The organism is Streptomyces sp. NBC_00425 (assembly GCF_036030735.1).
Lineage (GTDB): Bacteria > Actinomycetota > Actinomycetes > Streptomycetales > Streptomycetaceae > Streptomyces.
Genome location: NZ_CP107928.1, coordinates 2196130 through 2220350, shown reverse-complemented (window position 1 = coordinate 2220350; position 24221 = coordinate 2196130). Strand labels below are relative to the sequence as shown.

At 68.4% G+C, this 24221-nt stretch carries 26 protein-coding genes and 2 pseudogenes; 16 read left to right on the top strand and 12 right to left on the bottom strand.

Annotation, left to right across the window (positions count from 1 at the left end; genetic code table 11):
• Positions 1 to 47 precede the first annotated feature (47 nt).
• Entirely contained in the window at positions 48 to 953 is a 906-nt protein-coding gene (locus OHS82_RS09190) for a LysR family transcriptional regulator (RefSeq protein ID WP_057582130.1), read from the top strand.
• A gap of 184 nt (positions 954 to 1137) precedes the next feature.
• On the opposite strand, the gene OHS82_RS09185 is transcribed toward OHS82_RS09190, so the two are convergent.
• Entirely contained in the window at positions 1138 to 1398 is a 261-nt protein-coding gene (locus OHS82_RS09185) for a hypothetical protein (RefSeq protein WP_242433326.1), read from the bottom strand.
• Between the two features lie 15 nt (positions 1399 to 1413).
• Positions 1414 to 1599, bottom strand: coding sequence for a hypothetical protein (locus OHS82_RS09180; protein ID WP_057582129.1), 186 nt, complete (start codon positions 1597 to 1599; stop codon positions 1414 to 1416).
• Between the two features lie 27 nt (positions 1600 to 1626).
• Here OHS82_RS09180 and OHS82_RS09175 point away from each other — a divergent pair.
• Positions 1627 to 1815, top strand: a pseudogene (locus OHS82_RS09175) (IS110 family transposase); the annotation flags it as partial.
• Positions 1816 to 1904: 89 nt separating this feature from the next.
• Here OHS82_RS09175 and OHS82_RS09170 read toward each other — a convergent pair.
• Positions 1905 to 2864, bottom strand: coding sequence for an SMP-30/gluconolactonase/LRE family protein (locus tag OHS82_RS09170; RefSeq protein ID WP_057582128.1), 960 nt, complete (start codon positions 2862 to 2864; stop codon positions 1905 to 1907).
• A 98-nt stretch (positions 2865 to 2962) separates the two neighbouring features.
• Here OHS82_RS09170 and OHS82_RS09165 point away from each other — a divergent pair, with 98 nt between their 5' ends.
• The 5 genes and pseudogenes from OHS82_RS09165 to OHS82_RS09145 all read left to right on the top strand — a co-directional run bounded on the left by OHS82_RS09165 (position 2963) and on the right by OHS82_RS09145 (position 6100).
• Positions 2963 to 3433 (top strand): MarR family winged helix-turn-helix transcriptional regulator, encoded by a 471-nt coding sequence (locus OHS82_RS09165; protein ID WP_057582127.1) that lies wholly within the window; start codon positions 2963 to 2965, stop codon positions 3431 to 3433.
• Positions 3434 to 3574: 141 nt separating this feature from the next.
• A pseudogene (locus OHS82_RS09160) lies at positions 3575 to 4082 on the top strand (IS5 family transposase); the annotation flags it as partial.
• Between the two features lie 17 nt (positions 4083 to 4099).
• Positions 4100 to 4228: a hypothetical protein gene (locus tag OHS82_RS09155; protein WP_277922410.1), complete on the top strand. Its 129-nt coding sequence runs from the start codon at positions 4100 to 4102 to the stop codon at positions 4226 to 4228.
• Positions 4225 to 4419, top strand: a complete 195-nt coding sequence (locus OHS82_RS09150) for a hypothetical protein (protein ID WP_063894314.1) — start codon at positions 4225 to 4227, stop codon at positions 4417 to 4419. The genes OHS82_RS09155 and OHS82_RS09150 overlap by 4 nt, the downstream gene beginning before the upstream one ends.
• A 634-nt stretch (positions 4420 to 5053) precedes the next feature.
• Positions 5054 to 6100, top strand: coding sequence for a glutathione S-transferase family protein (locus OHS82_RS09145; protein WP_057582126.1), 1047 nt, complete (start codon positions 5054 to 5056; stop codon positions 6098 to 6100).
• A gap of 783 nt (positions 6101 to 6883) precedes the next feature.
• Here the strand turns inward: OHS82_RS09145 and OHS82_RS09140 are convergent.
• Positions 6884 to 7555 (bottom strand): recombinase family protein, encoded by a 672-nt coding sequence (locus OHS82_RS09140; protein WP_057582125.1) that lies wholly within the window; start codon positions 7553 to 7555, stop codon positions 6884 to 6886.
• 277 nt (positions 7556 to 7832) lie between these two features.
• A complete protein-coding gene (locus OHS82_RS09135; RefSeq protein ID WP_057582258.1) occupies positions 7833 to 8306 on the bottom strand; it encodes a MarR family winged helix-turn-helix transcriptional regulator in 474 nt (157 codons plus the stop codon).
• A 183-nt stretch (positions 8307 to 8489) separates the two neighbouring features.
• On the opposite strand from OHS82_RS09135, the gene OHS82_RS09130 reads away from it, so the two are divergent.
• The 3 genes from OHS82_RS09130 to OHS82_RS09120 all read left to right on the top strand — a co-directional run bounded on the left by OHS82_RS09130 (position 8490) and on the right by OHS82_RS09120 (position 10529).
• Complete coding sequence (locus tag OHS82_RS09130; protein WP_057582124.1) at positions 8490 to 9101, top strand: NADPH-dependent F420 reductase; 612 nt, start codon at positions 8490 to 8492, stop codon at positions 9099 to 9101.
• A 264-nt stretch (positions 9102 to 9365) separates the two neighbouring features.
• On the top strand, positions 9366 to 9737 hold the full coding sequence (locus OHS82_RS09125; RefSeq protein ID WP_057582123.1) for a DoxX family protein: 372 nt from the start codon (positions 9366 to 9368) through the stop codon (positions 9735 to 9737).
• A 138-nt stretch (positions 9738 to 9875) separates the two neighbouring features.
• The gene (locus OHS82_RS09120; RefSeq protein ID WP_057582122.1) at positions 9876 to 10529 is read left to right on the top strand and encodes an FMN-dependent NADH-azoreductase; all 654 of its coding nucleotides are present in this window, start codon (positions 9876 to 9878) and stop codon (positions 10527 to 10529) included.
• Between the two features lie 626 nt (positions 10530 to 11155).
• Here OHS82_RS09120 and OHS82_RS09115 read toward each other — a convergent pair.
• Together OHS82_RS09115 and OHS82_RS09110 are read right to left on the bottom strand one after the other, a co-directional pair.
• The gene (locus OHS82_RS09115; protein ID WP_057582121.1) at positions 11156 to 12262 is read right to left on the bottom strand and encodes an alcohol dehydrogenase catalytic domain-containing protein; all 1107 of its coding nucleotides are present in this window, start codon (positions 12260 to 12262) and stop codon (positions 11156 to 11158) included.
• Positions 12263 to 12327: 65 nt separating this feature from the next.
• Entirely contained in the window at positions 12328 to 12939 is a 612-nt protein-coding gene (locus OHS82_RS09110; protein WP_057582120.1) for a cysteine hydrolase family protein, read from the bottom strand.
• A gap of 338 nt (positions 12940 to 13277) precedes the next feature.
• On the opposite strand from OHS82_RS09110, the gene OHS82_RS09105 reads away from it, so the two are divergent.
• The gene (locus OHS82_RS09105; protein WP_057582119.1) at positions 13278 to 13928 is read left to right on the top strand and encodes a GntR family transcriptional regulator; all 651 of its coding nucleotides are present in this window, start codon (positions 13278 to 13280) and stop codon (positions 13926 to 13928) included.
• Between the two features lie 85 nt (positions 13929 to 14013).
• Here the strand turns inward: OHS82_RS09105 and OHS82_RS09100 are convergent, their stop codons facing one another.
• The 4 genes from OHS82_RS09100 to OHS82_RS09085 all read right to left on the bottom strand — a co-directional run bounded on the left by OHS82_RS09100 (position 14014) and on the right by OHS82_RS09085 (position 18518).
• Entirely contained in the window at positions 14014 to 14958 is a 945-nt protein-coding gene (locus OHS82_RS09100; protein ID WP_057582118.1) for a 3-carboxyethylcatechol 2,3-dioxygenase, read from the bottom strand.
• Positions 14959 to 14971: 13 nt separating this feature from the next.
• Positions 14972 to 15853: an alpha/beta fold hydrolase gene (locus tag OHS82_RS09095; protein ID WP_057582117.1), complete on the bottom strand. Its 882-nt coding sequence runs from the start codon at positions 15851 to 15853 to the stop codon at positions 14972 to 14974.
• Positions 15850 to 17631 (bottom strand): FAD-dependent oxidoreductase, encoded by a 1782-nt coding sequence (locus tag OHS82_RS09090; protein ID WP_328433670.1) that lies wholly within the window; start codon positions 17629 to 17631, stop codon positions 15850 to 15852. The genes OHS82_RS09095 and OHS82_RS09090 overlap by 4 nt, the downstream gene beginning before the upstream one ends.
• A 161-nt stretch (positions 17632 to 17792) precedes the next feature.
• Entirely contained in the window at positions 17793 to 18518 is a 726-nt protein-coding gene (locus OHS82_RS09085) for an IclR family transcriptional regulator (protein ID WP_057582257.1), read from the bottom strand.
• A 102-nt stretch (positions 18519 to 18620) separates the two neighbouring features.
• Between OHS82_RS09085 and mhpD the strand changes: the two genes are divergently transcribed.
• From mhpD to dmpG, 3 genes are read left to right on the top strand one after another with little or no spacing between them, the layout of a single operon-like run.
• Positions 18621 to 19457 (top strand): 2-keto-4-pentenoate hydratase, encoded by an 837-nt coding sequence (mhpD, locus tag OHS82_RS09080; RefSeq protein WP_328433669.1) that lies wholly within the window; start codon positions 18621 to 18623, stop codon positions 19455 to 19457.
• The gene (locus tag OHS82_RS09075) at positions 19454 to 20416 is read left to right on the top strand and encodes an acetaldehyde dehydrogenase (acetylating) (protein WP_079041489.1); all 963 of its coding nucleotides are present in this window, start codon (positions 19454 to 19456) and stop codon (positions 20414 to 20416) included. The genes mhpD and OHS82_RS09075 overlap by 4 nt, the downstream gene beginning before the upstream one ends.
• Positions 20413 to 21429 (top strand): 4-hydroxy-2-oxovalerate aldolase, encoded by a 1017-nt coding sequence (gene dmpG, locus OHS82_RS09070; protein ID WP_328433668.1) that lies wholly within the window; start codon positions 20413 to 20415, stop codon positions 21427 to 21429. Before OHS82_RS09075 ends, dmpG begins: the two co-directional genes overlap by 4 nt.
• Positions 21430 to 21680: 251 nt before the next feature.
• Here dmpG and OHS82_RS09065 read toward each other — a convergent pair whose 3' ends face one another.
• Complete coding sequence (locus OHS82_RS09065; RefSeq protein ID WP_328433667.1) at positions 21681 to 21821, bottom strand: hypothetical protein; 141 nt, start codon at positions 21819 to 21821, stop codon at positions 21681 to 21683.
• A gap of 508 nt (positions 21822 to 22329) precedes the next feature.
• On the opposite strand from OHS82_RS09065, the gene OHS82_RS09060 reads away from it, so the two are divergent.
• A complete protein-coding gene (locus tag OHS82_RS09060; protein WP_328433666.1) occupies positions 22330 to 23085 on the top strand; it encodes a dienelactone hydrolase family protein in 756 nt (251 codons plus the stop codon).
• Between the two features lie 352 nt (positions 23086 to 23437).
• Positions 23438 to 24178 carry an SDR family NAD(P)-dependent oxidoreductase gene (locus OHS82_RS09055; protein ID WP_199863919.1) on the top strand — a complete coding sequence of 247 codons (741 nt, stop codon included), beginning with the start codon at positions 23438 to 23440 and terminating at the stop codon, positions 24176 to 24178.
• Positions 24179 to 24221: the final 43 nt, after the last annotated feature.

The following is a 24221-nucleotide window of genomic DNA, read 5'->3' as shown; positions in this document are numbered from 1 at the left end:
CGGCACAGCTCTGTGCAGGGCTGAGAAGCAACGGTTATTGTGATCGGGTGGATCTGCGCAGACTCGGGTACTTCGTGGTACTGGCCGAAGAACTGCACTTCCGTCGTGCGGCAGAACGCCTCCACATCGCCCAGCCCGGCCTCTCTCAACAGATCCGCGTCCTGGAGCGCGAGCTGGAAGCCACCCTGTTCGAACGCAGTACGGCGGGTGTGGCGCTGACCGACGCGGGCCGGATTCTGTTCGAAGAGAGCGTTCCCCTCCTGCACGAAATCGAGAGGATCAAGAATCGCGTCCGCGCCGCCGCGCAGGGCCAGACGGGGCTGCTGCGGATCGTGCACACCCGTTCCCTGGCCGATGGCCTCCCCTACGATCTGGTGAGAGGATTCCGGCTCTCGCACCCCGGGGCCGAAATCGCCGTGGAGATCGCCTGGACCACTCGGAACGTCGCGATGCTCCGCTCCGCCGAGGCCGACGCCGCGTTTGTCCGGCTTCCCCTCGCCGACGCCACAGATCTGCGGGTGCTCCCCCTGGGCAGCACCGAACTCGTCGCCGCGCTTCCGTCCGCGCATCCGTTGGCGCGCCGCCGCACCCTGCGCTTCGCCGATCTGCGCGGGACCGATGTCGTGAGCTGGCCCCGGGACCAGGCCCCCGGCTACTTCGATTACGTCCAGTCCACGGTGTGGGGCGAGGAGCCACCCACCGTCTCGGCGTCCGAACCCGACCCCGAGCACCTGCTCGCGGCCGTCGCAGCCGGCGTCGGGGTGTGTGTGCTCGATATGCAGCGCGCCCGCAAGCTGCGGCCCAGGGGAGTCGTACTGCGCCGGTTCGCCCGTCCCGCGCTGAGCGCAGAGTTCGGCCTGGCTTGGAACCCGGGCCGGGTTCCGCCCCTGCTCGACGCGTTCCTCACGCACTGCCGGAACGCCCGTGACACCCCACCCGACCACGACACTTGAGAAGCTTCAGTCCTCAAGTGGAACGACCTCGGTATCGGACGCGGCCTCCACTGCGGCTGTTCGCTGGATCCCGTCAGCCGCTACGGGAAGGTGCACACAGTGCGTACGCGGGTGATGGGAGGCACTCGGTTCCTCGGAGTCCGGCCCCGGGGATCAATCGAACCGCGGTTGGCGCTGAGATTGATCATGGCCCGGCTGTTGCAGCCCGAAGGGCGTTGACGCGGTTCTCGTACTCGCGGCGGGCCTTGCGCTGAGCCGGGACGGTCGGGGCGACTTGGCCGCCGTCGAGGGGCCCACAGCGGGCGAGGAACTGGCGGTGGATCGCCGGGGTAGTGCTGACGCGCAGCGTGTAGCCCCGGCCGCGCCATACGGTGACGCCCTGGTCGAGCGCGGTGCGCTCGGCGGGCTCCAGGTCCGCCGAGCGGGTTCGACCTGGGGGAGCCATCGATGTCCGGGTGTATCACGAACGTTCGTTACCGGACAACTTGTCCACCAACCGGAGCACCGCCTGCGGCCAGTGCTGGACCAACACCGACAACGGCACTTGCCACGGCTCCCCCGCTAACAGCGCGCCCAGAAGACGATCGGCCCGCTCGGGGTCGCCGGCGGCGGCGATCGCCCAGGCCGCAGCGGCCAGCGCCTGCACCTGATCGCCCGGGTCGGTGATCGAGCGCGCCAGCAGGCCTTCGCCGCACTGAAAGCCTCACCCGGCGCCGGCGCCTACTACGACCAGCAACGCGCCCGCGGCATAGGCCACCGGGCCGCGCTCCGCCAGCTCGGCAACCGGCTCGTCGGGATCCTGCACGGCTGCCTCAAGACCGGCACCCCGTACGACGAACACACCGCCTGGGCGGATGTTTGACAGCGTGCCGGGCACGGCCTTCTGGTACGGGAACGACGACTCCGCCGCCGGCACTGCGGGGCCGGCGGCGGAGTCGTTGGAGTGAGCGGTTACGCGATCTTCAGGTCCGTGAGCGTGAAGGGCTCGAGCGAGCCGCCACCCAGCTTGTCGAGCTGGCCGTTGACGATTAGCAGCCGGCCGTCGTGCAGCGAGGCGGTCGTGGGGAAGCGGAACGACGGGTCCGTCCTCTCGCTGACGACCTGGCCGCTGACCAGGTTGCCTGCCAGCTTGAGCTTCGTGATGACGGCCGCGGCGTTGCGCACCACGTAGAGGGTGCGGCCCTTCACCTCGAGGCCGTCGCCGCCGGTGACGGTCGCGCCACCGGTGTTGATACGGCTGATGGAGCCGTCCTTGGTGGCGACGCGGTACAGGTTGCCCGTGTCGGTCTGGACGACGACGAGGTACTGCTGGCTCACCGCGATGACGCCGTTGGCGTTGAACGCGCCCTTGGGGTCGACGCCGGCAAAGGATGAGAACACCTGCAGGGTGGAGTTCCGGGTGATGTCGGTCTTGTCGACCCGGTAGACGACGTCGCGGCTGGAGTCGGTGACGTACAGGTCGCCCTTCGGCGTCAGGGTGACGTCGTTGACGAAGGTGTCGCCAGAGCCCGAGACGGTGTGGATCGCCAAGAGCTTGGCGCTCTGGCGGTCGTAAATGAAGAGCTTGCCGGTGGTTCCGCCGGCCACGATGAGCAGCTTGTCGGTCGCCTTGATGCCGTTGGCGCTCGTGCGGCCGTCTGCGCCAGCGGACAGGAAGACTTCGGCGGAGTCGGTGTCGCCCAGCTGCCCTCGGAACACAGCGCCGTTGCCGAGGGACGTGGTGTAGAAGGTGTTGCCGATGGTGTCGACGCCCTCGAGGAAGAGCCGGTCGCCGGGCACGGTGTAGGTGATCGTGCTGGACGGGGCCTGGCTGGCGCTGGCGGGCACGGTCGCGAGCAGAGTGACAAGTGCAAGAGCGCCCGTCGTGGTGAACAAGCGGATGTTGCGCATGAGGGTGGTGGGGCCGGTCACGAGGTTCTCCGTCGGGTGTTTGCCATCCCCTATAGATGACGCGTCATGTACTTTAGTTGATTTAAATGACGTGTCAAGTGTTGAGGTAGGATGACGTCATGACCGAGTGGCTCAACGACAAGCAGCAGCGCACCTGGCGCGAGTTCCTGCAGGTGAAGAGTCGGCTGGACGTCGAGCTCAACCGGCAACTGCAGGAGTGCAACGACCTGTCGCAGTCCGACTACGCCGTCCTGGTCGAGCTGATCGAGGCTCCTGAGGGGCGCCTGCGTCCCTTCGAACTCGGCGCGGTGCTGGCCTGGGAGCAGAGCCGGCTGTCGCACCACCTGTCGCGGATGGTCAAGCGGGGTCTCGTCGTTCGAGAGGAGTGCAGGTCGGACCGACGTGGCGCCTATGTCGTCCTGACGCCCGCCGGTAAGCAGGCCATCATCACCGCTGCTCCCCCTCACGTGGCCAGGGTGCGGGAGTTGCTCTTCGACGGGCTCACGGATCGCGAGACGCAGAGCTTCGCGTCCTTGATGAGCAAGATGCTCGCGCGGCTCGACGACCTGCAGGCTGGTCAGCAGACCTAGACCTCGTAGAACGCCTGTCGGCACAAGTGACCGCCGGTCGTTCGGACCCGGAAGCACTAGCGCGCAACCGGGCTCACCCGGCTCACCACTTAGAGGCCCTAACGGAAGTTGTTGATCATGTGACTTTCGGCTTGGGTGGTGGTGGGGAAACGACAGTCGCGGCCTTGGATCGTGTCGGATGAACTGTGGTCGCTCATCGAGCCGTTGCTGCCCGAGCCAGGTCCGAAGCTGGTGGAGGGCCGCCCGCGGGTGGGGGCCGGCAGGCGCTGTGCGGGATCTTGTTCGTGCTGCATACAGGGATCCAGTGGGAGTACCTGCCGCAGGAGTTGGGCTTCGGCTCGGGCATGACGTGCTGGCGGCGCCTGGCCGCGTGGAACGAGGCCGGCGTGGGGGACGAACTGCACCTGGTGCTGCTGAAGAAGCTGCGGGCCGCGGGGAAGCCGGACTGGTCGCGAGCGGTGATCGACTCCTCCCATGTGCGGGCCGCTCGGCGCGGCTCAAAAGCGGGCCCAGCCCGGTCGACCGTGCACGGCCGGGCAGCAAGCACCACGTCCTCACCGACGGCCAGGGCATCCCACTCGCGGTGTCGCTGACCGGAGGCAACCGCAACGACGTCACGCAGTTGCTGGCGTTCTGGCTCGCCTTGCCCTGGCAGCCGGCTACCAGGTGAGCATCGCGGGTTCCGGCGACCCTCAGAAGATCGCGCTCACGGTGGACGTGCTCGCGATCGGAGCCCTGGCCGTCACCGTCGAGCAGGCGGCTGGCGGCTGGCGGCTGGCGAAGCAGACCTGGTGATTCTCGCGCTGCCCCTCGGTCGCCACCGCGAACTGCCTGTCGAGCAGCTGCGCGGGAAGCTCGTCCTCGATGCCATGAACCACTGGTACGAGGTCGACGGCCCTCGCCCGGACCTGACTGACCCGAGGACGTCGTCGAGCGAAGCGGTTCAGGCGTTCCTCGCGGGCACCCACCTGGTCAAGGGGGTCTGATGCAGGTTCGGGCACATGGGCTACCACGACCTCGAGGCCGGCGCCCGTCCTGCAGGCCACGCAGAGCGCAAGGCGATCGGAGTGGCCGGGCCGCACCCGTGGGTTGACCGGGCTGCGGAGTTCGTGGACGACCTTGGCTTTGATCCCGTCCACGCCGGCGGTCTGCCTGCTGGCGTCGCCTTCCAACCGGGCACCGAAGGGTTCGGCGCCAACGGGAGCAGTGAGAGCCTGACCCGTCTGCTCGGGAGCTTCCCAAGCAGTGAACGGGGGGTTGAGGTCGCCGCCGCCCGCAGCACGCTGCCCAGCCCCTGGACGCACGACGCCTGGCGACGGCAGGACGCCACGACCAGTCAGCACCGAGCACCGTCCGAGCACGAGACCAGACCGGATAGATGGCACAAGTAGATGTCTGGTCCGGCGAAGCGCACCAGACCGCCAGCAGCCATCCCGGCGTGTGATCTACCCCTTGGTAGCCCCAGTCGAGCGAGTTCAGTGGTGACCGACTGCAACGTGTCGAAGGAGGAGGCGGTGCTCGATCGCGCGCGTCCCGTCGATCCGATACAGGCGGTAGGCGCCACTCCGGACGCGTGCACTTTGGGCAACCGCAGAGTGCATGATGTGTCATGCTGTAGCCATGAGCGATGCCACTAGCGGATCCGGCTACGTCGAGCGCAACCGCGAGCAGGACTTCCAGCGGGACTCGAACTACATCAACGACCGGATAACTGCCGACGGCTCGGGCGGATGGCCGGTCGAGCCCGACCGCTACCGGCTGGTTGTCGCCCGCGCCTGCCCGTGGGCAAACCGCTCGACCATCGTCCGGCGCCTGCTGGGCCTGGAGCCGGTGCTGTCCATGGGCATCTGCGGTCCTGTGCACGACAAGCGCTCCTGGACGTTCGACCTCGACCCGGATGGGCGCGACCCGGTGCTGGGCTACGAGCGGCTGCAGGAGGCGTTTCTCGCCCGCGACCCGCAGTACTCCCGCGGCATCACCGTCCCTGCGATCGTCGACGTCCGCACGAAGTCCGTCGTCACCAACGACTTCGCGCAGATCACCCTCGACCTGTCCACCGAGTGGACGGCGTATCACCGTGACGGCGCCCCCGACCTTTACCCCGAGCACCTGCGGGACGAGATGCACGAGGTCATGCAGCGCGTCTACACCGAGGTCAACAACGGCGTGTACCGCTGCGGCTTTGCCGGCTCCCAGCAGGCTTACGACAAGGCGTACTCACGACTGTTCACCGCTCTGGACTGGTTGTCGGAGCGACTGGCCGACCGCCGCTACCTGATGGGCGACACGATCACGGAGGCCGACATCCGGTTGTTCACCACTCTGGCTCGGTTCGACGCCGTCTACCACGGGCACTTCAAGTGCAACCGGCAGAAGCTGTCGGAGATGCCGGTGCTGTGGGCCTACGCCCGCGACCTGTTCCAGACCCCGGGCTTTGGTGACACGACCGATTTCCCGCAGATCAAGGAGCACTACTACGTCGTCCACGCATTCATCAATCCGTCCCAGGTGACCCCGCTGGGGCCGGACACCGCGAACTGGCTGACCCGCCACGGGCGGGAGGAGCTGGGCGGCTCGCCGTTCGGTGACGGGACGCCGCCCGGGCCCGTCGCCGCGGGCGAGGCGGTCCCGGCCGAGCACGGCCCTGGGGGCATCGGCCACCGCTGAACGGCGGAGGCCAGCCCTTCCCATAGCCCTCGAGCGAGCCGCACCCGGCCGGGCACCTGCGGTGTCGTCACCGAGTGGATCGCGTACACACCCCATCGAGCATCCGCGCCGACTTCGCCATGCGAGGCCGGACCGCGAGCCAGTCCCGGTCCGTCGCCCGCCGCGCGGCGCTGATCAGCTTCACCTGCATCAGCACCGAGAACAGATCCAACGCGTCGTCGATCGCAGACGCCTTCAGGTGCCGACCACCGACGTCAGCAGCGCCGTGCGCTTCGGCTCCGGCGTGCGCTCCAGGATCGGCGCCCTCGACCCCAGGCCGACCCGCGCCAGCGTCGCCAGCCGGTTCGGCGGCACCTTGTCCGGCCTTGGGGACTAGCGGAACAGCCAGTAACGCTAAGCACTTGATCTTGCTACGTTCGCCTACAACTCAAACGTCAGCTGCCCGCCGGTTTCGAGCGCGGTATGCCGGGTCTGGGCCCGGGTACGGGCGTGGTGGTTACGGTCGTAGTGCAGGTGGCAGCCCTGGCATGGCTTTGAGGTTGGCCGGGTGACAGTTCTCCGGCGTGTGGTCGAGGTGCGCGCTCTCGTCGTCAGGATGACCCGCGAACCGGTGCCGTACACGGGCTGTCCGTGCCGGTTGGGACACCGGCCGGGGTGACTGCCGCGTCCGCACTCGCCTTCACACTCGCACCGCCAGCCGGCGCGTTCGTTGATGGCGTTGGAGATGTCCGGCCAGTCGGCGGGACAACGCTCGCGGTCCTAGGGACGGATCGGCACGTGGGGTCACCGTTCCGCAGCGTCGAGCTGGTGGGGGACGGCGGAGGCGCGCAGGTCTTGGAGGTCGGGGATGTGGTTGTAGAGGGTGCCCGGGGAGATGCCCAGCATTTTGGCGATCGAGGTGATGGAGCGGCCGGGGTCGGGCAGCAGGTCGCGGGCGGCGCGGATGACTTCCTCGGTAGCGACGGTGGGGCGCCCGCCGACCCGGCCGCGGGCGCGGGCGGCGGCCAGGCCCTCGCGGGTGCCCTGGACGATGAGTTCGCGGATGAACTCCGCCAGAGCGGCGAAGACGTGGAAGACGAGTCGGCCGCCGGGGGTGGTGGTGTCGAGGTTCTCGTGCAGCGAGGTGAAGCCGATCCCGCGCGTCCGGAGTTCGGCGACCATGTTGATGAGGTCCTGGAGGCTGCGGCCGTAGCGGTCGAGCGACGGGACGACGAGGGTGTCGCCAGCGTCGAGGAAGGCGTGGCACGCCTTCAATTCCGGGCGGAGGGCGTTCTTGCCGGACTTCTTGTCCGAGAAGATCTTCCGGCATCCGGCGGTGGTGAGGGCGTCGATCTGCCGGTCGAGCTTCTGTCCGCCGCTGGACACCCGCGCGTACCCGATCTTGATCTCGGTGCAGACAAGCGGTTCGGCAACGAGGAGTTCGGGGTGGCCGGACGGCTCCGGAGTCTCACTCATGACCCCGGATCATGTCAGAAAACGGTGGTCGAGGGTTCTTGAATGACCCAGGTTTTTGAAGGGTTTTTTGAAGGGGCTGCGGGGTGTGCGGACCCCCGCACGGTGATCTCCAGAAAACGTTCGTTTTTTGAAGGCGAGGCTCGTCGACCCGCATCGTCTTCTTTGTTGGATGGGAGTGTCGCAGTAAGGGCGGTTGGTGCGATGCCGGGCCCTCATCAGCACCCCGGGCGAGACTCTGACGGCACGGTCGGCGGCAGCCCGGCGGGGACGCAAGGGGTCATCCCGGTTTCTGATCGATCTCGGCGAGTTGCGCCTCCACCTGGTCTCCCAATTCGATCAGCAGGTCCATCTGCGCAGGGGTCACGTGGTCGATCAGCACATTGCGCACGTCAGCCAGGTGGAGCGGGGCGGCTGCCTCGACGAGGGTGCGGCCCTGTTCGGTGATGACCACGACGGCCCCTCGCTGGTCGGTCGCGCATCGCTCGCGGCGGATGAGGTTGCGGTTCTGCATGCGGGTCAGATGCTGCGACAGACGGCTCTTCTCCCATTGCAGCGCATCTCCGAGTGCGAACGACCGCAGGCGTCCCTCGGGCGCCTCAGACAGGTGCGCCAGCACCTGGTAGTCGGCGGTGGACAGCCCGCTGTGGGTGCGCAGCTGCCGCTCGATGTATTCGGACAGGCCGGCCTGCATCTTCATGAGGCTGCGCCAAGCCCGCTGTTCACGCTCGTCCAGCCATCGCGGTTCGTCCATGAAGCCCATCCTACCGCTTTGGTTGACATGTTAACCAGTCCGTCGTACGGTTTGGTTAACACCTCAACCAAATGGCTTGCGGAGGTCGGAGCCGCCTACAGAAACGCGGCGACAACAGACCGGACGACGAAGCTGCTCTGCCGCCTCGACAGCCTTCAGCAATTACTGGAACAGGGAGCACTCATGTCTGCAGACACCCGCTACGCCATCGTGGGCACCGGAAACATCGGTTCGGCGCTGGCGCGTCTCTTCGCCCGGGCCGGAGTCGAGGTCAGCATCGCCAACACCCGCGGACCGGGCTCGATCAGCGAACTCGCCGCCTCCTGGGGTTCCACGGTCCGGGCCGTGACGCTCACCGAGGCACTGGCGAGCGACGTCATCTTCATGGCCATCCCGTTCGGCGCAGTCGAGACGTTCGGCAACGCCCTGCCCGACTGGAACGGGAAGATCGTCGTCGACACCACCAACGCGCACTACGCGCCCAACGCGGGCGACATCCTCAAGGGTCGGCTCTCCTCGCAGTACGCGGCCGAGGTCCTGCCCGGCGCCCAGATCGTGAAGGGCTTCAACCACCTTCCCGCCCAGACGCTCGCCGCCGAAGTGCCCTCCGGCCAGGGCAAGCGCGTGGTCTTCGTCTCCAGCGACTCCGGGGAGGCCAGCTCCCAGATCGCCGAGCTCGCCCGCACGCTCGGCCTGTCGCCGGTGGAACTCGGCAGGATCGACGAAGGCGGACGCCTCATCGAGGTTCCCGGCGCACTGGTGCTCAGGAACTTCACCGAACAGCCCCTCACCTGATCGGCCGCATTCCGCCTTCCACAGGCGGTGCGGCCGGCGCCGACGAGCCGTCCCGCCTCAGCGTCTGCCGTCACCGGCCGCACCGCGGCGGCCGGCGCCCGGCCCGCGGCCGGGTTGCCGCGCAGCAGCGCTCTCCATCGATGAGACCGCACTTCAGCAACGCTCACGCGTGAGCAGCAAAACCCGCCGGCACACCCATCCTCCACGGATGCCGGTCCCTCACAGCTCGGGCGGTCCGAATCACTCTCCAGAAAGGCATGACCCGTGTTTGTCTTCGCCGCCGTACTGAGCGTTCTGCTCGCCGTTGTCGGGCTGGCCGCCGGACTACCGAAAGCCCTGCTCAAGGGCAGCATTCCAGCCCAGTTGCAGTCTCCCGGAGGCTTCAGCGCCCCGCTGGTCCGGTTCATCGGGCTGGCCGAGCTGGCCGCAGCCGCAGGGCTCATCGCCGGTCTCTTCTGGCAGCCCATCGGCGTTGCCGCCGCCCTGGGATTCGCAGTCCTGCTCGTCGGAGCCGTCGGCTTCCACGCCAAGTCCGGCGACTACGCCAACCCCGAGACCCGCGGCAACGCGATGGCACCCATCATCCTCACCGTCATCGCGATCGCTGCCGCCGCCACGCTCGTCCTCGCCTCCTGACCAGCGCCTGAATCCGAGGCGCCACAGCTCACCTTCCGCCCGGCAAACCCGGCCGGGTGATCGCGAGACCGCCCTCGCTACGCGGACCGTCACCGATCATCCGCATTCCCGACCACTGCTACACCTGAGGAACATCCCATGGCCACTCTTCTGCATCTCGATTCCTCGCTGTTTTCCGGCGACGCCTCCTCCTCCCGCGCCGTGACCGCCGCCTTCCGCCGGACCTGGCAGGAGCACCACCCCGAGGGCACGGTCATCTACCGTGACCTCGCCACGAACCCCGTACCGCACCTCACCGCCGACGCCCACACCGCCGGCCAGACCGACCCGGCCACGCACACCCCCGCCCAGGCCGCCGCCCTCGCCCACCGGCTGACGCTGATCGACGAGCTGGAGAACGCCGACGCCATACTGATCGGCGCTCCGATGTACAACTACTCGATTCCCTCGACCCTCAAGGCGTGGCTCGACAACATCGTCCTCGTCGGCCGCACCGCCGGCGTGGAAAGCTCCAGGCTCAAGGGCACCCCCGTCGCCGTCGTCGCCAGCCGCGGCGGCTCCTACGCCCCGGGCACGCCCCGCGAGGGCTACGAATACGTGCAGAACTACCTCACGGCCGTTCTGGCCGACGCGCTCGCCCTGGACGTGAACTTCATCGTCCCGGAACTCACGATGGCCGTACACAACCCGGCGATGTCCCAGCTGATCCCCCTCTTCGAAGCCTCCCGCCAGCAGGCACTGGACGACGCAGCCTCCACGGCCAAGGTGATAGCCCACCGCATCGCCGCCTAGAAACAGCGCCCTCCGGACGGCGGCCGTGAAGCACGCTTCACGGCCGCCGTGGGCGAACTCCAGCGGGGACAGGCGGCTGGCTGCCCTCGAAGGAATTTCTCGCCCCGGAGGAGCTGGACGACGCGAACCGGCGAATCGGCGAGGCGGCCGGCGCTGCCGGGCGGGACCCGAGCCGGACCAACCGGGTCTACAACCTGGTCGGTGACCGTTCGACTACACAGCGGGTCGACCTGCTGACGAGCTGGCCGGTCGAGCACGGCATGAACGGCACTGCTCCACAGTGAACGTCTGCCGGCCGCAGCCGCTGCTGCCCTGGCCCGAGGACACGCCGGCGCCCCAGACGAAGGCGTAGCGGCCGGCGGACAGTCGAGGCACGCGAGTTTCTCCACACTTGCAGGTGGACGCGCCGAGCAGACAAGCGGTGCCGAGCGCGCGGCGCCCACCCGCCCGCCGGGAGCCGTCTCATCCCGGTCGGTCACGGCTACGGCCTCGGCGGTGACTTCGCCGGTGTCGCTCGTCACGGAGATTCCGCAAAACCCCGGCGCCCGAGAGTCGGCCGCGAGCCGACCCCCGGCACCCTCGCCGCTGCCGTCATGGAGGTCGGCGCGCCCCGCCGAACAACCTTGTCAGGGTGTGCAGACGAAGTTCGTGAATCCGCCGTGCCGGGACGGCAGGTCGGCGAGGGCGCTGTTGATCTTCTCGAGCGGGAAGGCATGGTGTTCGAAGACGGAGAGGTCGAGCACTCCGCTGCCGGCCATGTCGGCCATGTCCTGGGCTTCCCCGGTGGAGAACCAGAGGCTGCCGATGACGCTGTTCTGCGAGCACATCATCGAGAACAGGTCGAGGGCAGGCCGCCCCATCATGCCCCCGATGTTCACCGCGACTCCGCCACGGCCCAGGGAGGAGAGCGCCTCGACGAAAGACTCCTCGGGGCTCCCGGGACCAAGGCTGTCGATCAGAATGTCGGCGCCCTCGCCGTCCGTACGTTCGCGTACCCACTCGGGCAACGGTCCGGTGCCGGCGGCGTGGACGTCGATGCGGTCGGGTGCGAGGGCCTTGACGTCTTGCAGCAGGTCGGCGTTGCGCCCGGTGCCCAGGATGCGGCCGACGCCGAGGCCGAGAGCGATGAGACAGGCACCCAGCCCCAGGGTTCCGGAGATGCCGTCGATGAGCACGGTGCGGCCCGGTCCGGCACCTGCCTTGCGCAGCGCAGAGTAGGCGGTACCCAGGTAGCCGAAGCGGGCTCCCTGCTCGAAGGTGACGCTGTCGGGCAGCTTGACGAGGTTGCGCTGCGGCGCCGTGAGGTATTCGGACAGCCCGCCGTAGGGGTAGGCGTCGAAACGGTCCTGGCCGTCGGTGCCGAAGGAGAAGTAGCCCATGAAGGTGTAGTTGTCGCAGTTGGGCTCCTCGCCTCGGCGACAGGCCCGGCAGGCTCCGCAGGACAGGCCGGGGTTGACGTAGACCCGGTCGCCCACTTCGACGTCGGTGACCAGGCTGCCGACCTGGGCGACCACGCCCGCGGAGTCGAGGCCGAAGACCGCCGGGAGCTTCGGCAGCGGCAGGTAAGGAAACCACTCGGCGTACGTGGTGAGCACGTTGCCCAGGTTCGGTACGACGTTGCATGCCTTGACCTGGACGAGGACATCGGTCGGCCGCGGCTCGGGAACGGGCAGCCGGTCGAGCTGCATAGGGGCGCCGATCTCGTGCAGCCGGGCGGTGAGCATCGTGTTCATGGCGGATGTCTCCTGAGATGTGGGGTTCGCTGGGGTGTGGTCGGACGACCGGGCGGTAGGCGGGGCTATGGCGTGCGCGCCTTCAAGGCCGCCACCAGGGCGTCGGTGGTGCTCACCTCGCCGAGCAGCGCGAAGGAGTCGAGTGTGGCCTGGTGGGCCTCGTCGGAGGCTGCGGAGCACGCGTCGGAGACCAGCACGGTCCGGTAGCCGTGGTTGACGGCTTCGCGTGCGGTGCCTTCCACGGAGACGTTCGTGGCGACGCCGGTGAAGAGCACGGTGTCGATGCCCTTGCCGCGCAGCAGGACGTCGAGTTCGGTGCCGTGGAATCCGGTGACGCGAGGATGGGTGATCACCAGGTCGCCGGCTTCGGGTGTGAGTTCCTTGACGATCGCGGCGCCTTCAGTGCCGTCTTCGAGTGCCTGGTGCTCGGCGACGAGGGCGAGGAGCGGGCAGTTGGCGAACAGGTCGGGGTAGCCGGGCCGGAACGCCACCCGGGTGTAGACGATCGTGGCGCCGGCGTCACGGGCCGCGCGGTTGAGCCGGTCGGCGCCGGCGATGACACCGCGCCGTTCGACGGGTTCCGCGAAGAACGGGCCGAAGGCCCCGTCGGCCGTCACGATGTCCCGCTGCCAGTGGACGTTGATCACGGCAGTGCGGGAAGGGTCGAGCTCGGTCATGGCGACCTCCGGAGAACTGTTGGGCGGCGGCTGGGTTCACGAAGCGAATGGGGCCGGACCGAAGTCGCTGTGAGTTGGTCGGCCGCGCGGGATCCGACGACGGGCATCCGCACGCCTCCGGACGCCAGATTCCCGGTAACTGGCATGCTAGCCTTCTAGAACAAAAAGGTAGCTTCGGCGACACCGGCGGGCAATACCCTGGACACACGAATTCGCAAGCTCGGCACGGGGGACATCTGATGGCACGGGACGAAACCGCACCGCAGCCCGGTCACCGCAGGTCGGAGGGCGCTTCCGGAGCGCAGTTCGCTCCTCGGGGTGCCCGTGGCCGGGCTCCGATGCGCCTGGGATCGCTGGCGTACGAGCAGATCAAGGAGCGGCTGTTGGAGGGCGGGTACCGCCCGGGACAGCGACTTTCCGCCGTCGAGCTGGGTGCCGAACTGGGGGTGAGTAAACAGCCCGTCATGGAGGCGCTGCGCCTGCTGTCCGCGGATGGACTGGTGACGATCATCCCGCAGGTCGGCTGCGAGGTTGCGCGCTACGAAGTGCACGAAGTCCAGGACTTCTTCGCCCTGTTCGCAAGTATGGAAGGCACCATCGCCGGCCTCGCGGCAACGCGCTGCACCGAGGCCGGGCTACGCGGGCTCGACGCCATTTCCGCGCGCATCGGGCACCTCACTTCCGAAACTGATCCCGCGGCGCGTTCCCACCACTACCGCGCCCTCAACCGCGAGTACCACGCGCAGATCCACACGCTCGCGGGTTCCGCCGTGGTTGCCGAGGTCAGTCACCGTATGTGGGATCTCAGCGACTTCCTGATCAACACTTCCGGTGCTGATCATCCTCTGCACGCCGCGCTCGACGCCCGCCACGACGACCACGAGAGCATCCGGAAGGCATTGTGGGACCACGACGCCGACACCGCTCGCAGAGAGATGGAACGCCACATCCTCGGCACACTGGCGATCATGCGCCCGACGCAGCTCTGACAGGATCTTCTGCGCGTACCACAGCTGTACTCACAGGCCCCTGCCGCACATGGTGTCGGCAGAGGCCTGCGTCATGCGGCTCGGTTCACGCGCGGGTGGGAAGAGCTGTCGTCACCGAGAATCCGGCGATGTACTCCTTGATCGGCCGGTAGTAGCGCGACGTCATCTGGTAGGGGCCCGCGGCCGACAGTGCCGCATAGGCGGCGATCCACGATCGGATCTCCTGGGCCGAGTTGCCGCCCCGGGCGACGATGTCGTCATTGCTGTAGGCGTCGATCGCATCGAAGTCGGCGGCGGCCAGGTGGTCGAGAAACGCGTTGTCCCACTCGGGGTTCAGGTCCTGGAGTTCTGTGTCGCCGGCGGCGAAACTCGCTGCCGCGTCGATGATCCGCTGCTGGCGGGCCGCTCTCATCTGCGCGGTGGGGTTGCGGTTGGAAATGAGCCGCTGCTCCGCCTCCGGCGTCGCGTCGGCGAGCCTGGGCACCGGCGGATCGTGGGACAGCCCGCCGGACCCGACGAGAAGGACCCGCTGGTCGCTCTGTGCCAGCCGGGTGCCCAGCGCATGTCCCAGGGCGCGCACACGCTCCACGGGAGTGAAGGGCGGCGCGACGCTGTTGAGGAACACGGGCACCACCGGGACGCTGTCGGGCGCACCGAAAAGGATCTCCAACGGCTGGACGATCCCGTGGTCGACTTCCATGCGGAGGGAGACCGCGAGGTCGACGCCGGCGTTCAAGGCTGCCTGCGCCAGTGCGTGGGCCGTCTCCCGCGGGACGTTCAGCGGTCCCTCCGCCGTGCCGAAGTCACCGATGCCTCGGGCCTGGAGCCCGATGCAGTAGGGCGGCATGAGCTCGTAGAAGAAACCGTTGTAGTGATCCGGCCCGAAGACCACCACGAGCTCCGGATCGTAGTCCTTCACGAACCCCCGGGCCGAGGCGAAGGCGGCGTCCACTTCCTTCGCCACGTCCTCAGGGGGCTGCGTGAACTCCAGCAGCGGGCTGTGCGACATGCAGGTCAGTGCGAGAGGCATGTTCCGGTTCCTCTCAGTCTTCCTGGTCGCGGTCGAGAAGGAAATCGAGGTGGATGCGGTTGAAGGTGTCCGCATCCTCGTACTGGGGCCAGTGGCCGCAGTTCTCCATCACCGCCAGGCGCCCGTGGGGAATCAGGCCGGCGATGCGGCGGCCTTCGTCGACCGGGCCGGAGGGATCCTTCGTCGTCCACACCACCAGGGCGTCAGCCTGGATCGCGCGCAGGTCGTCGTCGGAGAGCATGTTCCGCTTGCGGATCTCCGGGTTCTGCAGCGCCATGTTCGCTTCACACGCCTTGATCCAGTCCGGCTGCTGGAAGATGGCCTGCCGAGTCCTGATGAGGTCGTCGGTGACCATCGACGGGTCCGCCATCAGCCACTCGAGACGAGCCTGTACGCGTTCCCAGGAGGGGTCCTTCGCGGCCTCCATCGACAGGGTGTACAGCCGCTCCATCACCGCCGGGTTGGCCATGGTGCCACCCATGGTGTTGAGCACGACGCGCTCCACCCGTTCCGGCTGCCGTCGGGCGAACGCCGCAGTGACCCAGCCGCCGAGCGATTCCCCCGACAAGTACGCCTTCTCCGCACCGAGCGTGTCGAGGACGGCGTTGACCTGCTCGATGTAGTGCCTGATCTCCAGCGGGTGGTCGGGCTTGGCGGAGTAGCCGTGCCCGATGAAGTCGATGGCCCAGACGGAGAAGTACTCGGCGTGTGCGGCCAGGTTCCGCACGTAGGCTTCGGCGTGCCCGGTGATGCCGTGCAGCATCAGGAGGACGGGCTTGGAGTCGTCGCCCGCGTGCAGGTAGCGCGTGCGGTACGGGCCTGCCTGGAGGAACCCCTGGCTGAACTCGACCTGGGCGAGGTCCGACCAGACGCTCGTGTACGTTTCGTGGGTCATCGGTTCGCTTCCTCGATTGGGGTCGTCTCCCAGCCGAGCACCGCGTCCAGTGCCTGCTGGAGGAGCTTCCGGGCGTCCCCGGTGTTGTTCACCGGCTCGCTGTGCCGCCAGGCGACATATCCGTCGGGGCGCACGAGCAGCGCGCCCCCTTCGGGGAGTTCGCGGACACCGTGCCACTCGCCGTACGGGTCGGCGCTGCCGGGCTCCCCGACAACGACCGTGCGCAGATACGGGACGTCCAGTTCGTCGGTGGCCGCGGACCAGGCTTGTCCCGCGATTCCGGTGACCAGACTGAACTTGCCCTTGCCCGTGACGTCCAAGGTCGACAGGCGCCTGCCGTCCCGGCCCACCAGCCAGGCGTGCGGGATCTTGGCGCCGGGACGTGTGGTGGCCTGCAGGTACAGGCCCCGGTCCCGCTTCCACTCCTCCGGGGCGGAGTCGGGTTCCGGGACCACCGCGGACGACTCGTAGCGCTGGTTCAGCTCCGTTCCCTGGGCACTGAACTCGGTCTGTTTCAGCTCCAGGGCCTGGTAGAGCGCCTCGCGTACCCGTTCCCCTTCGGGCCCCGGGTCCTTCAGGCGCCGCATTCCGGCGGCGAAGGGGTCCTTCGCGCCCGGGTCCTTGAAGCACTCCTGAATCGGCCGGTAGTCGAGCCGGGACTGGTTGGCGCGGGCCACGACCTGCTTGCCCACGGGAGCCCGCTCGGGCGAGTAGGAATCCAGCAGGCTGGGCGCGGCGTGCCCCTGGATGACGTAGGCGAGCTTCCAGGCGAGGTTGAACGCGTCCTGGATGGAGGTGTTCGACCCAAGGCCGCTGCTCGGCGGGTGCCGGTGAACGGCGTCGCCCCCGCAGAAGACACGCCCCCGTGAGTAGTGCAGGGCGTGCTGCTGATTGACGTACCAGGTGGACACGGACCGGATGGTCAGGTCGATGTCCGGGTCTCCGATCAGGATGCGGACCCGGTCGAGGAGCGCTTCCGGGGAGTACTCGGGCTCGCCATCGGCCATGTCGAAGCCCCAGCCGGCGATCCACTGGTCCCACGGGCGGACCGCTCGCAGGACCGCCATGCCGATCTCACCGAACTCGGCAGCCGGGGACGCGATCCAGTGCAGAGTGCTCGGCCGGTGCTTCACATACCGGCTCAGGTCCGCGTCGAACTGGACGTAGACCGTACCGGCGCGGGCCATGCGTCCCTCGAAAGGCAGCTCCGCCTCTTCGGCGATCTGCGAGCGAGCTCCGTCGGCGCCCACCAGATAGCGCGTCCTGAACGTGTACTCGCGACCGGTGATCCTGTCCTGCAACCGCGCGGTGACGCCCTGGCCGTCCTGCTCGTGCCCCAGGTACTCCGTGTTGAAGCGGAGGTCGGTTCCGCGGGCGGCCGCGTTCTGTACCAGCACCGGTTCCAGCAAGGGCTGAACCACGTCGACAAGGGGGCACGGACTGCCACTGAGGTAGTCACCCCTGCGCGTGTCCCCGGTGCCCCAGGCCCGCAGCCGGGCGATCTCCTCCCCGGCGAGGCTGGTGGCGAAGAGCATGTCGCCCATCTGGTCCCAGGGTGTCGCCACCCGGAGAACCTCCTCTTCCACCCCGAGGTCTCGCAGCACCTCCAGCGCGCGCTGGTTGGTGATGTGGGCACGGGGGGTGTTCGCGACCCACGTCCAGCGCGACACCATCGCCACGCGCACGCCGTAGGTGGCGAGCGCCAGAGCTGTGGTCGCACCCATGGGTCCGGCGCCGACGACCAGAACGTCGGCATCAAAGACTTCGTTGTCGCTCATCTCGTCCCTCGATGAATAGAGGCGCCAGTGCCCGCAGCGGCCGCGGGATGTCGGCGGGGCGGATTCCACCGGTCCAGTTGAACAACAACTGGCGTACTAGCATGCAAGTAACGCTAGAGCGGGTTTCCTGCCAGCACAACCCCCTGCTTTCGGAGCCTGACTCAGACTCCGCTTCGCAGCGTCCGGGACAGACCGAGCGCGGCGGTGCGCACCGCCGGAGCCAGCCGCGCCGGGTGGAAGCTTGCCCGGGGTACTGCCACGGACAACGCTGCGACGGCCTTGCCGCCCGCCCCGAACACCGGGGCCGCAATGCAGCCCACCCCCTCGGCGGCCTCCTGCTCCTCATAGGCGAGGCCCGACACCTGGACCTGCTCAAGCGCGGTGCGGAGTCTGGCCGGGTCGGTCACCGAATAGCGGGTCAGCCGGGGCAACGGGCCCGCGAGCACCTCGTCGGTGAGTTCGGCCGGCGAGAAGGCCAGCAGAGCCTTGCCCACGCCCGTACAGGTCAGGGGCAGGCTGCCGCCGATACGCGAAGGAAGGGCGAGGGATTCGTGACCGTGAATCCGCTCGACGTAGACGACCTCGTGCCCCTCACGCACTCCGAGATGCACGGTGGCGCGCGTCGCCTCGAACAGATCCTGGAGAAACGGAAGGGCCGCCTCGCGCAGGTCACGGCGGCGCGGCACGAGCGATCCCAGCTCGAAGAGCTTTCCCCCGAGGTGATACCCCTCCTCGCTGCGCTCGAGCAGGCCGAGATCCAACAGAGAGCCCACCAGCCGGAACGTGGTGCTCTTGGCGAGGCCCGCGCGCTCCGCAAGTTCCGTGAGACGGAACGGTCCGCCACTGGGCTTGAAGCACTCCAGCAGAAGAATGGCCTTTTCCAGCATGGTGCCGTTCACCCTGTGCCGTGACATGGAACAAACTTTGCCGCATCTGCCGTGTGTCGTCTATCCAGGGATTGGTTTGACCCGCACTCCCGGAGGTTGCCCATGCCGCCCCATTCCCCCGACGCGCCTTCCCCGGAGACACGCAAAACGGCCGACGCTCTCTGGGAAGCAGAGCAGTCGGGCACACCGTGTCCGGCGGTACGCGACCAGCTGCCCGCCGGTGACCTCAGCACCGCCTACGCCGTACAGCGCATCAACGTCGAGCGCAGGCTCGCTCAGGGCCGCCGTCTCGTCGGCCGCAAGATCGGCCTGACCTCACCGGCCGTTCAACACCAGCTGGGAGTCGACGAGCCCGACTTCGGCGCCCTTCTGTCCGACATGGCGGTACCCGACGGCGGGACCGTGCCACACGGGCGGCTGCTCCAGCCCAAAATCGAGGCAGAGGTCGCACTCGTCCTGGCCTCGGACCTGCCGCACCCCGAGACGACGCTCGCCGATGTGCTGCGCGCTGTGGACTTCGCCCTGCCCGCCCTGGAGATCGTCGACAGCCGGATCGCGAACTGGGACATCAGCCTGGTCGACACGGTCGCCGACAACGCCTCCTCCGGCATGTTCGTCATCGGCGGCACTCCGGTGCCACTGACCTCGGTCGATCTTCGCACCGTGCGCATGACGCTCACCCGCGACGGTGAGGAGGTCTCCCACGGCAGCGGCGCCGACTGCCTCGGCAGCCCCCTGAACGCAGCCGTGTGGCTCGCGTCGACGCTGGCCGCGATGGGCGACCCGCTGCGCGCCGGCGATGTAGTACTGACCGGCGCTCTCGGCCCCATGGTCGCCGTCCTCCCCGGCAGCCGCTACGAAACGGTGATCTCCGGACTCGGCTCCGTACGTGTCGGCTTCGCTTCCCCCGCACCCGACCAGAAGGCAGAGCAGCAGTGACCACCACGACACCCTCGCCCCGTACCAAGGTGGCCGTCATCGGCTCGGGGAACATCGGCACCGACCTCATGATCAAGGTTCTGCGGCTGTCGGAGAGCCTGGAGATCGCCGCCATGGTTGGCATCGACCCGGCTTCCGACGGTCTTGCGCGGGCACGTCGCCTCAAGGTCGCCACCACGCACGAGGGCATCGACGGCCTGGTGGCCATGGACGAGTTCCAGGATGTGAGCATCGTCTTCGACGCCACCTCCGCGGGCGCCCACCGTCGTCACGACCAGGTCCTGCGCGAGCACGGAAAGACGGTCGTCGACCTCACTCCCGCCGCGCTGGGGCCGTACGTCGTCCCACCGGTCAACGGCGGTGACCACGTGGACGCCTCCAACGTCAACATGGTGACCTGCGGCGGCCAGGCCACCATCCCGATCGTCGCCGCCGTCAACGCGGTCACTCCGGTCCACTACGGCGAGATCGTCGCCTCCATCGCCTCCCGCTCCGCAGGCCCCGGCACCCGGGCGAACATCGACGAGTTCACCGAGACCACGTCCTCGGCCATCGAGAAGGTCGGCGGCGCGAGGACGGGTAAAGCGATCATCGTCCTCAACCCGGCCGAGCCACCGCTGATCATGCGGGACACCGTCTACTGCCTGGTCGGCGACTGCGACGAGGCGGCAGTGACCGCTTCGGTGGAGGACATGGTCGCCCGTGTGCGGACGTACGTGCCCGGCTACCGGCTGAAGCAGAAGGTGCAGTTCGAGCGGGTGCCGGCCGACGACCCGCTGCACGCCCTCGCCGCCCCCGGCGCCGACGAGGCCCTCAAGGTCTCGGTCTTCCTGGAGGTCGAGGGCGCCGCCCACTACCTCCCGGCCTACGCCGGAAACCTCGACATCATGACCTCGGCCGCGCTGCGTACCGCGGAGCGCATGGCCGCCCACCGTGCCACGGAGGTCGCAGCCCGATGACCCGTCTGTACATCCAGGACGTGACCCTGCGGGACGGGATGCACGCCGTCCGCCACCGCTACACCGTCGAGCAGGCCCGCACCATCGCGGCAGCGCTGGACGCGGCAGGCGTGGCCGCGATCGAGATCGCACACGGCGACGGGCTGTCCGGCTCCAGCATCAACTACGGCGTCGGCGCCCACACCGACTGGGAGTGGATCGAGGCCGTCACCGACGCCACCCACCACGCCGTGCCCACCACCCTCCTGCTGCCCGGCATCGCCACCATCCACGACCTCAAGCAGGCGCACGCCCTGGGCATCCGCTCCGTGCGTATCGCCACCCACTGCACCGAGGCCGACATCGCCGCCCAACACATCGCCGCCGCACGGGAACTGGACATGGACGTCGCCGGGTTCCTGATGATGTCCCACATGGCCGAGCCCGCTGAACTCGCCCGCCAGGCCAAGCTGATGGAGTCCTACGGCGCCCACTGCATATACGTCACCGACTCCGGCGGCCGCCTGACGATGGACGGCATCCGCGACCGCTTTCGCAGCTACCGCGAAGTCCTTTCCCCGGACACCGAGTTGGGCATCCACGCCCACCACAACCTCGCCCTCGGCGTCGCCAACAGCGTGGTCGCCGTCGAGGAGGGTGTCACCCGCGTCGACGCCTCACTCGCCGGACAGGGCGCGGGCGCCGGCAACTGCCCGCTGGAGGCGTTCGTCGCGGTCGCCGACCTCATGGGCTGGGAGCACGGCTGCGACCTGTTCCCCCTCATGGACGCCGCCGACGATCTCGTACGACCGCTGCAGGACCGCGAGGTGCGGGTGGACCGCGAGACCCTGACGCTCGGCTACGCGGGCGTCTACTCCAGCTTCCTGCGCCATGCCGAAAAGGCCTCCGAGCGCTACGGCATCGACACCCGCGCGATCCTCGTCGAGGTCGGACGCCGCAAGATGGTCGGCGGCCAGGAGGACATGATCACCGACATCGCTCTCGATCTCGCGTCGCGAGCGTCATCAGCCTGACGTGACGGTCCGGTCCAGCACCTGCAGGCGCACGGCCGGCTGAGGAAGGGGGCGGGCACGTCGCCTGAGACGGTGGCGAAAGCGCGGAAGTGGCACGAGTCGCGGCGCAGCCGAGTGAGCGGGACGAACACCTTGCGGAAGTAGGTGACCGTACTGGGCCGGCCGACGGCGGCCGGCCCAGGCCTTGCGCACCACGCCCGCGCAGCCGAGCGTGCTGACCGCAAAGCCCGCGCCCCATTCCGCTGAAGGTCCTACAGTCGCGCGATCCGCTCGATCGGCCGCTTGAGGGCGGGGCGCCGAGTGGCGCCGTCGACGAGCCCACCTTGCAACCCCACCTCGCGGGGCTTCTTCTGGGGGCTCTCGGTGTACCGCGCACCTGTGCGGACTGTCATCGCGTCTCCCCAAATCGCCTTACTGGCATGCTAGCCTTCCGGCGATCGCAACGTGAGTCTGCCTCACACCCGGAGGCATTTAGCCCGGGGTCACTGAACTTCGGTGGGCACCAATGACGGCCTACTCACCCTCAGCTGCGCGGAGCCATGGCGCAGCTCTGCTGACCCGTGAGCGGAAGGAATACTTCCGGCTCGTGCAGCAAGGCGTGAGTTACGCGGAGGCGGCCAAGTCATCAACCTCCACACGGGAAAGCGCGGGAAAGCGATGGCGCAACGGCCGGAACCCCTTAGGTGGACAGAAGGCGGCGCCACCGGCCAGACCGGTGGTGCCGCCTTCTGGAACGTCCCGCTACCTGCGCGAAGCCGCGCGCTGATCCCCGCATCACCCTGTGTGCGCTCGCCCGGGAGCGACCTCGAAGACCGGCACGGTCCCACCAAAGGTGCCGACATCCCGACGCAGGAACCACACGACAAGCCGGAACCACACGACAAACAGAGAGAAGCAGCCATGACCACCGTGCATGCGACAACCGTCGAGATTCCCACCCAGCACGGCACGGCCGACGCCTACCTGGCCCGCCCCGACGACAACCTCCCCCACCCCGCAGTCCTGTTCTACATGGACGCCTTCGGGATCCGCCCGCACCTGAAAAGGATGGCCGACCGCCTCGCAGGGGCCGGATACACCGTCCTGGTCCCCAACCTCTTCTACCGCCACGGGCGAGCACCCGTCTTCGAGTTGCCCGACTTCATCGACCTCTCCCAGCGCCCGGAGATCTTCCTGCAGGTCCGACCGCTCATGCAGGCGCTGACCCCCGAACTGGCGATGCACGACGCCGCTGCCTATCTGCGCTGGCTCACCGACTGCCCCCATGCCGCCGCCGGGCCCGCCGGCACCACCGGCTACTGCATGGGTGCCGGCCTGGCCCTGCGCACTGCCGCCACCTACCCGCAGCAGATCGCCGCCGCTGCCGGTTTCCACGGCGGCAACCTGGCACCCGACACCCCCGACAGCCCGCACCTGCTGGCCGACCGCATCACCGCCGAGGTGTACTTCGGCCACGCGGACCAGGACCACTCACTGCCCACCGAGCAGATCGACCGCCTCGACAAGGCGCTCACGGCGGCAGGCGTCCGCCACCACACCGAGGTCTATACCGGCGCGCACCACGGCTACACCCAGGCCGACACCGACGGCTACAACCCCGAGGCCGCGGAACGCCACTGGACAGCGCTGCTCGCCCTACTGAACCGCACCTTGTGAATCGCGACCGGCACAGGGCCGGACTACGGCTAGATCAACTCAACGGCTCAACCACAGCAGGCGCCGGTACTTGTCGTGGTCGTAGCCGCGGTCCGCGAGAAGCGCGTCGGGTCGGCGTCTGGGCCGACCGGGAACCCTGCGCCGGTGTCGACGATGCTCTGAGCGGCCCGGGTGACGCTGTGTACGCCACATGCTGGATGAAGCGCAGCGAGCGGTGTCAAGATCCCCGACTATCGGCGCTCGTCACCGAAGACGAGCTGAACCGTCCGCCGAACTTCCACTGGTAAGTGCACAGTGGCCTCATCCGTAAGGGCTGTCCTTCATGACACGTTTCGCAGATCGAGTAGTCATCGTGACCGGAGCCGGTGCCCCTGACGGAATCGGCGCTGCGGTGGCCAGGGGGCTGGTCGCCGAGGGTGCGCGCGTCGTGTTGGGCGCGACGTCCGAGCGGGTGCACCAGCGAGCGGCGGAGCTGGGGCCCGCCGCGGTCGGTGTGATCGCCGATCTCACCATCGACGGGGCCTCGGATGCCCTGGTGCAGGCCGCGATGGACCGCTGGGGCCGCGTCGACGTGCTGGTGAACAACGCCGGCATGACGTCCGTGGCGTCGGGCTGGGACGCGGGCGACGACGTCGCCGATCTGTCTCTGGCCGACTGGGAAACGGCGCTGTCCCGCAACCTGACCAGCGCTTTCCTGATGAGTAGGGCCGTGGTACCGATCATGCGGGCTGCCCGGTACGGCCGTATCGTCTCGGTCGGCTCCACCACCGGCACGGTCAGCGCAATGCCGGGGCAGGCCACGTACACGGCCGCGAAGGCGGGGCTGCTGGGGCTGTCCCGGGCGCTCGCCCTTGAGGTGGTGTCGTGCGGCGTCACCGTGAACGTCGTGGCCCCCGGCTATGTGGCGACCGGCTCGCAGTTGGAGTTCGAGGCAGCGGCCGCCGCGGCGGGCCCGATCGGACGCAGTGCCACACCGGACGAGATCGCGGCTTGCGTCATGTTTCTGGCGCACGAATCGGCGTCGTTCGTCACCGGCTCGGCTCTCGTGGCCGATGGCGGGCACAGCCTTCCGGAGACGTGGCCCCGACCGTGAGTCCCGTGCAGCTTCTCACAGGAGGTTTTGCCCGACGGCAGTC

Bases quoted from the DNA above. Each gene is read 5' to 3' on its own strand.
- OHS82_RS09095 (WP_057582117.1), bottom strand. From the start codon at position 15,853: ATGACCCACGAAACGTACACGAGCGTCTGGTCGGACCTCGCCCAGGTC.
- OHS82_RS09120 (WP_057582122.1), top strand. From the start codon at position 9,876: ATGGCCACTCTTCTGCATCTCGATTCCTCGCTGTTTTCCGGCGACGCC.
- OHS82_RS09065 (WP_328433667.1), bottom strand. From the start codon at position 21,821: ATGACAGTCCGCACAGGTGCGCGGTACACCGAGAGCCCCCAGAAGAAG.
- OHS82_RS09130 (WP_057582124.1), top strand. From the start codon at position 8,490: ATGTCTGCAGACACCCGCTACGCCATCGTGGGCACCGGAAACATCGGT.
- OHS82_RS09165 (WP_057582127.1), top strand. From the start codon at position 2,963: ATGACCGAGTGGCTCAACGACAAGCAGCAGCGCACCTGGCGCGAGTTC.
- mhpD (WP_328433669.1), top strand. From the start codon at position 18,621: ATGCCGCCCCATTCCCCCGACGCGCCTTCCCCGGAGACACGCAAAACG.
- OHS82_RS09100 (WP_057582118.1), bottom strand. From the start codon at position 14,958: ATGCCTCTCGCACTGACCTGCATGTCGCACAGCCCGCTGCTGGAGTTC.
- OHS82_RS09145 (WP_057582126.1), top strand. From the start codon at position 5,054: ATGAGCGATGCCACTAGCGGATCCGGCTACGTCGAGCGCAACCGCGAG.
- OHS82_RS09085 (WP_057582257.1), bottom strand. From the start codon at position 18,518: ATGCTGGAAAAGGCCATTCTTCTGCTGGAGTGCTTCAAGCCCAGTGGC.
- OHS82_RS09105 (WP_057582119.1), top strand. From the start codon at position 13,278: ATGCGCCTGGGATCGCTGGCGTACGAGCAGATCAAGGAGCGGCTGTTG.
- OHS82_RS09110 (WP_057582120.1), bottom strand. From the start codon at position 12,939: ATGACCGAGCTCGACCCTTCCCGCACTGCCGTGATCAACGTCCACTGG.
- OHS82_RS09185 (WP_242433326.1), bottom strand. From the start codon at position 1,398: ATGGCTCCCCCAGGTCGAACCCGCTCGGCGGACCTGGAGCCCGCCGAG.
- OHS82_RS09140 (WP_057582125.1), bottom strand. From the start codon at position 7,555: ATGAGTGAGACTCCGGAGCCGTCCGGCCACCCCGAACTCCTCGTTGCC.
- dmpG (WP_328433668.1), top strand. From the start codon at position 20,413: ATGACCCGTCTGTACATCCAGGACGTGACCCTGCGGGACGGGATGCAC.
- OHS82_RS09135 (WP_057582258.1), bottom strand. From the start codon at position 8,306: ATGGACGAACCGCGATGGCTGGACGAGCGTGAACAGCGGGCTTGGCGC.
- OHS82_RS09090 (WP_328433670.1), bottom strand. From the start codon at position 17,631: ATGAGCGACAACGAAGTCTTTGATGCCGACGTTCTGGTCGTCGGCGCC.
- OHS82_RS09060 (WP_328433666.1), top strand. From the start codon at position 22,330: ATGACCACCGTGCATGCGACAACCGTCGAGATTCCCACCCAGCACGGC.
- OHS82_RS09115 (WP_057582121.1), bottom strand. From the start codon at position 12,262: ATGAACACGATGCTCACCGCCCGGCTGCACGAGATCGGCGCCCCTATG.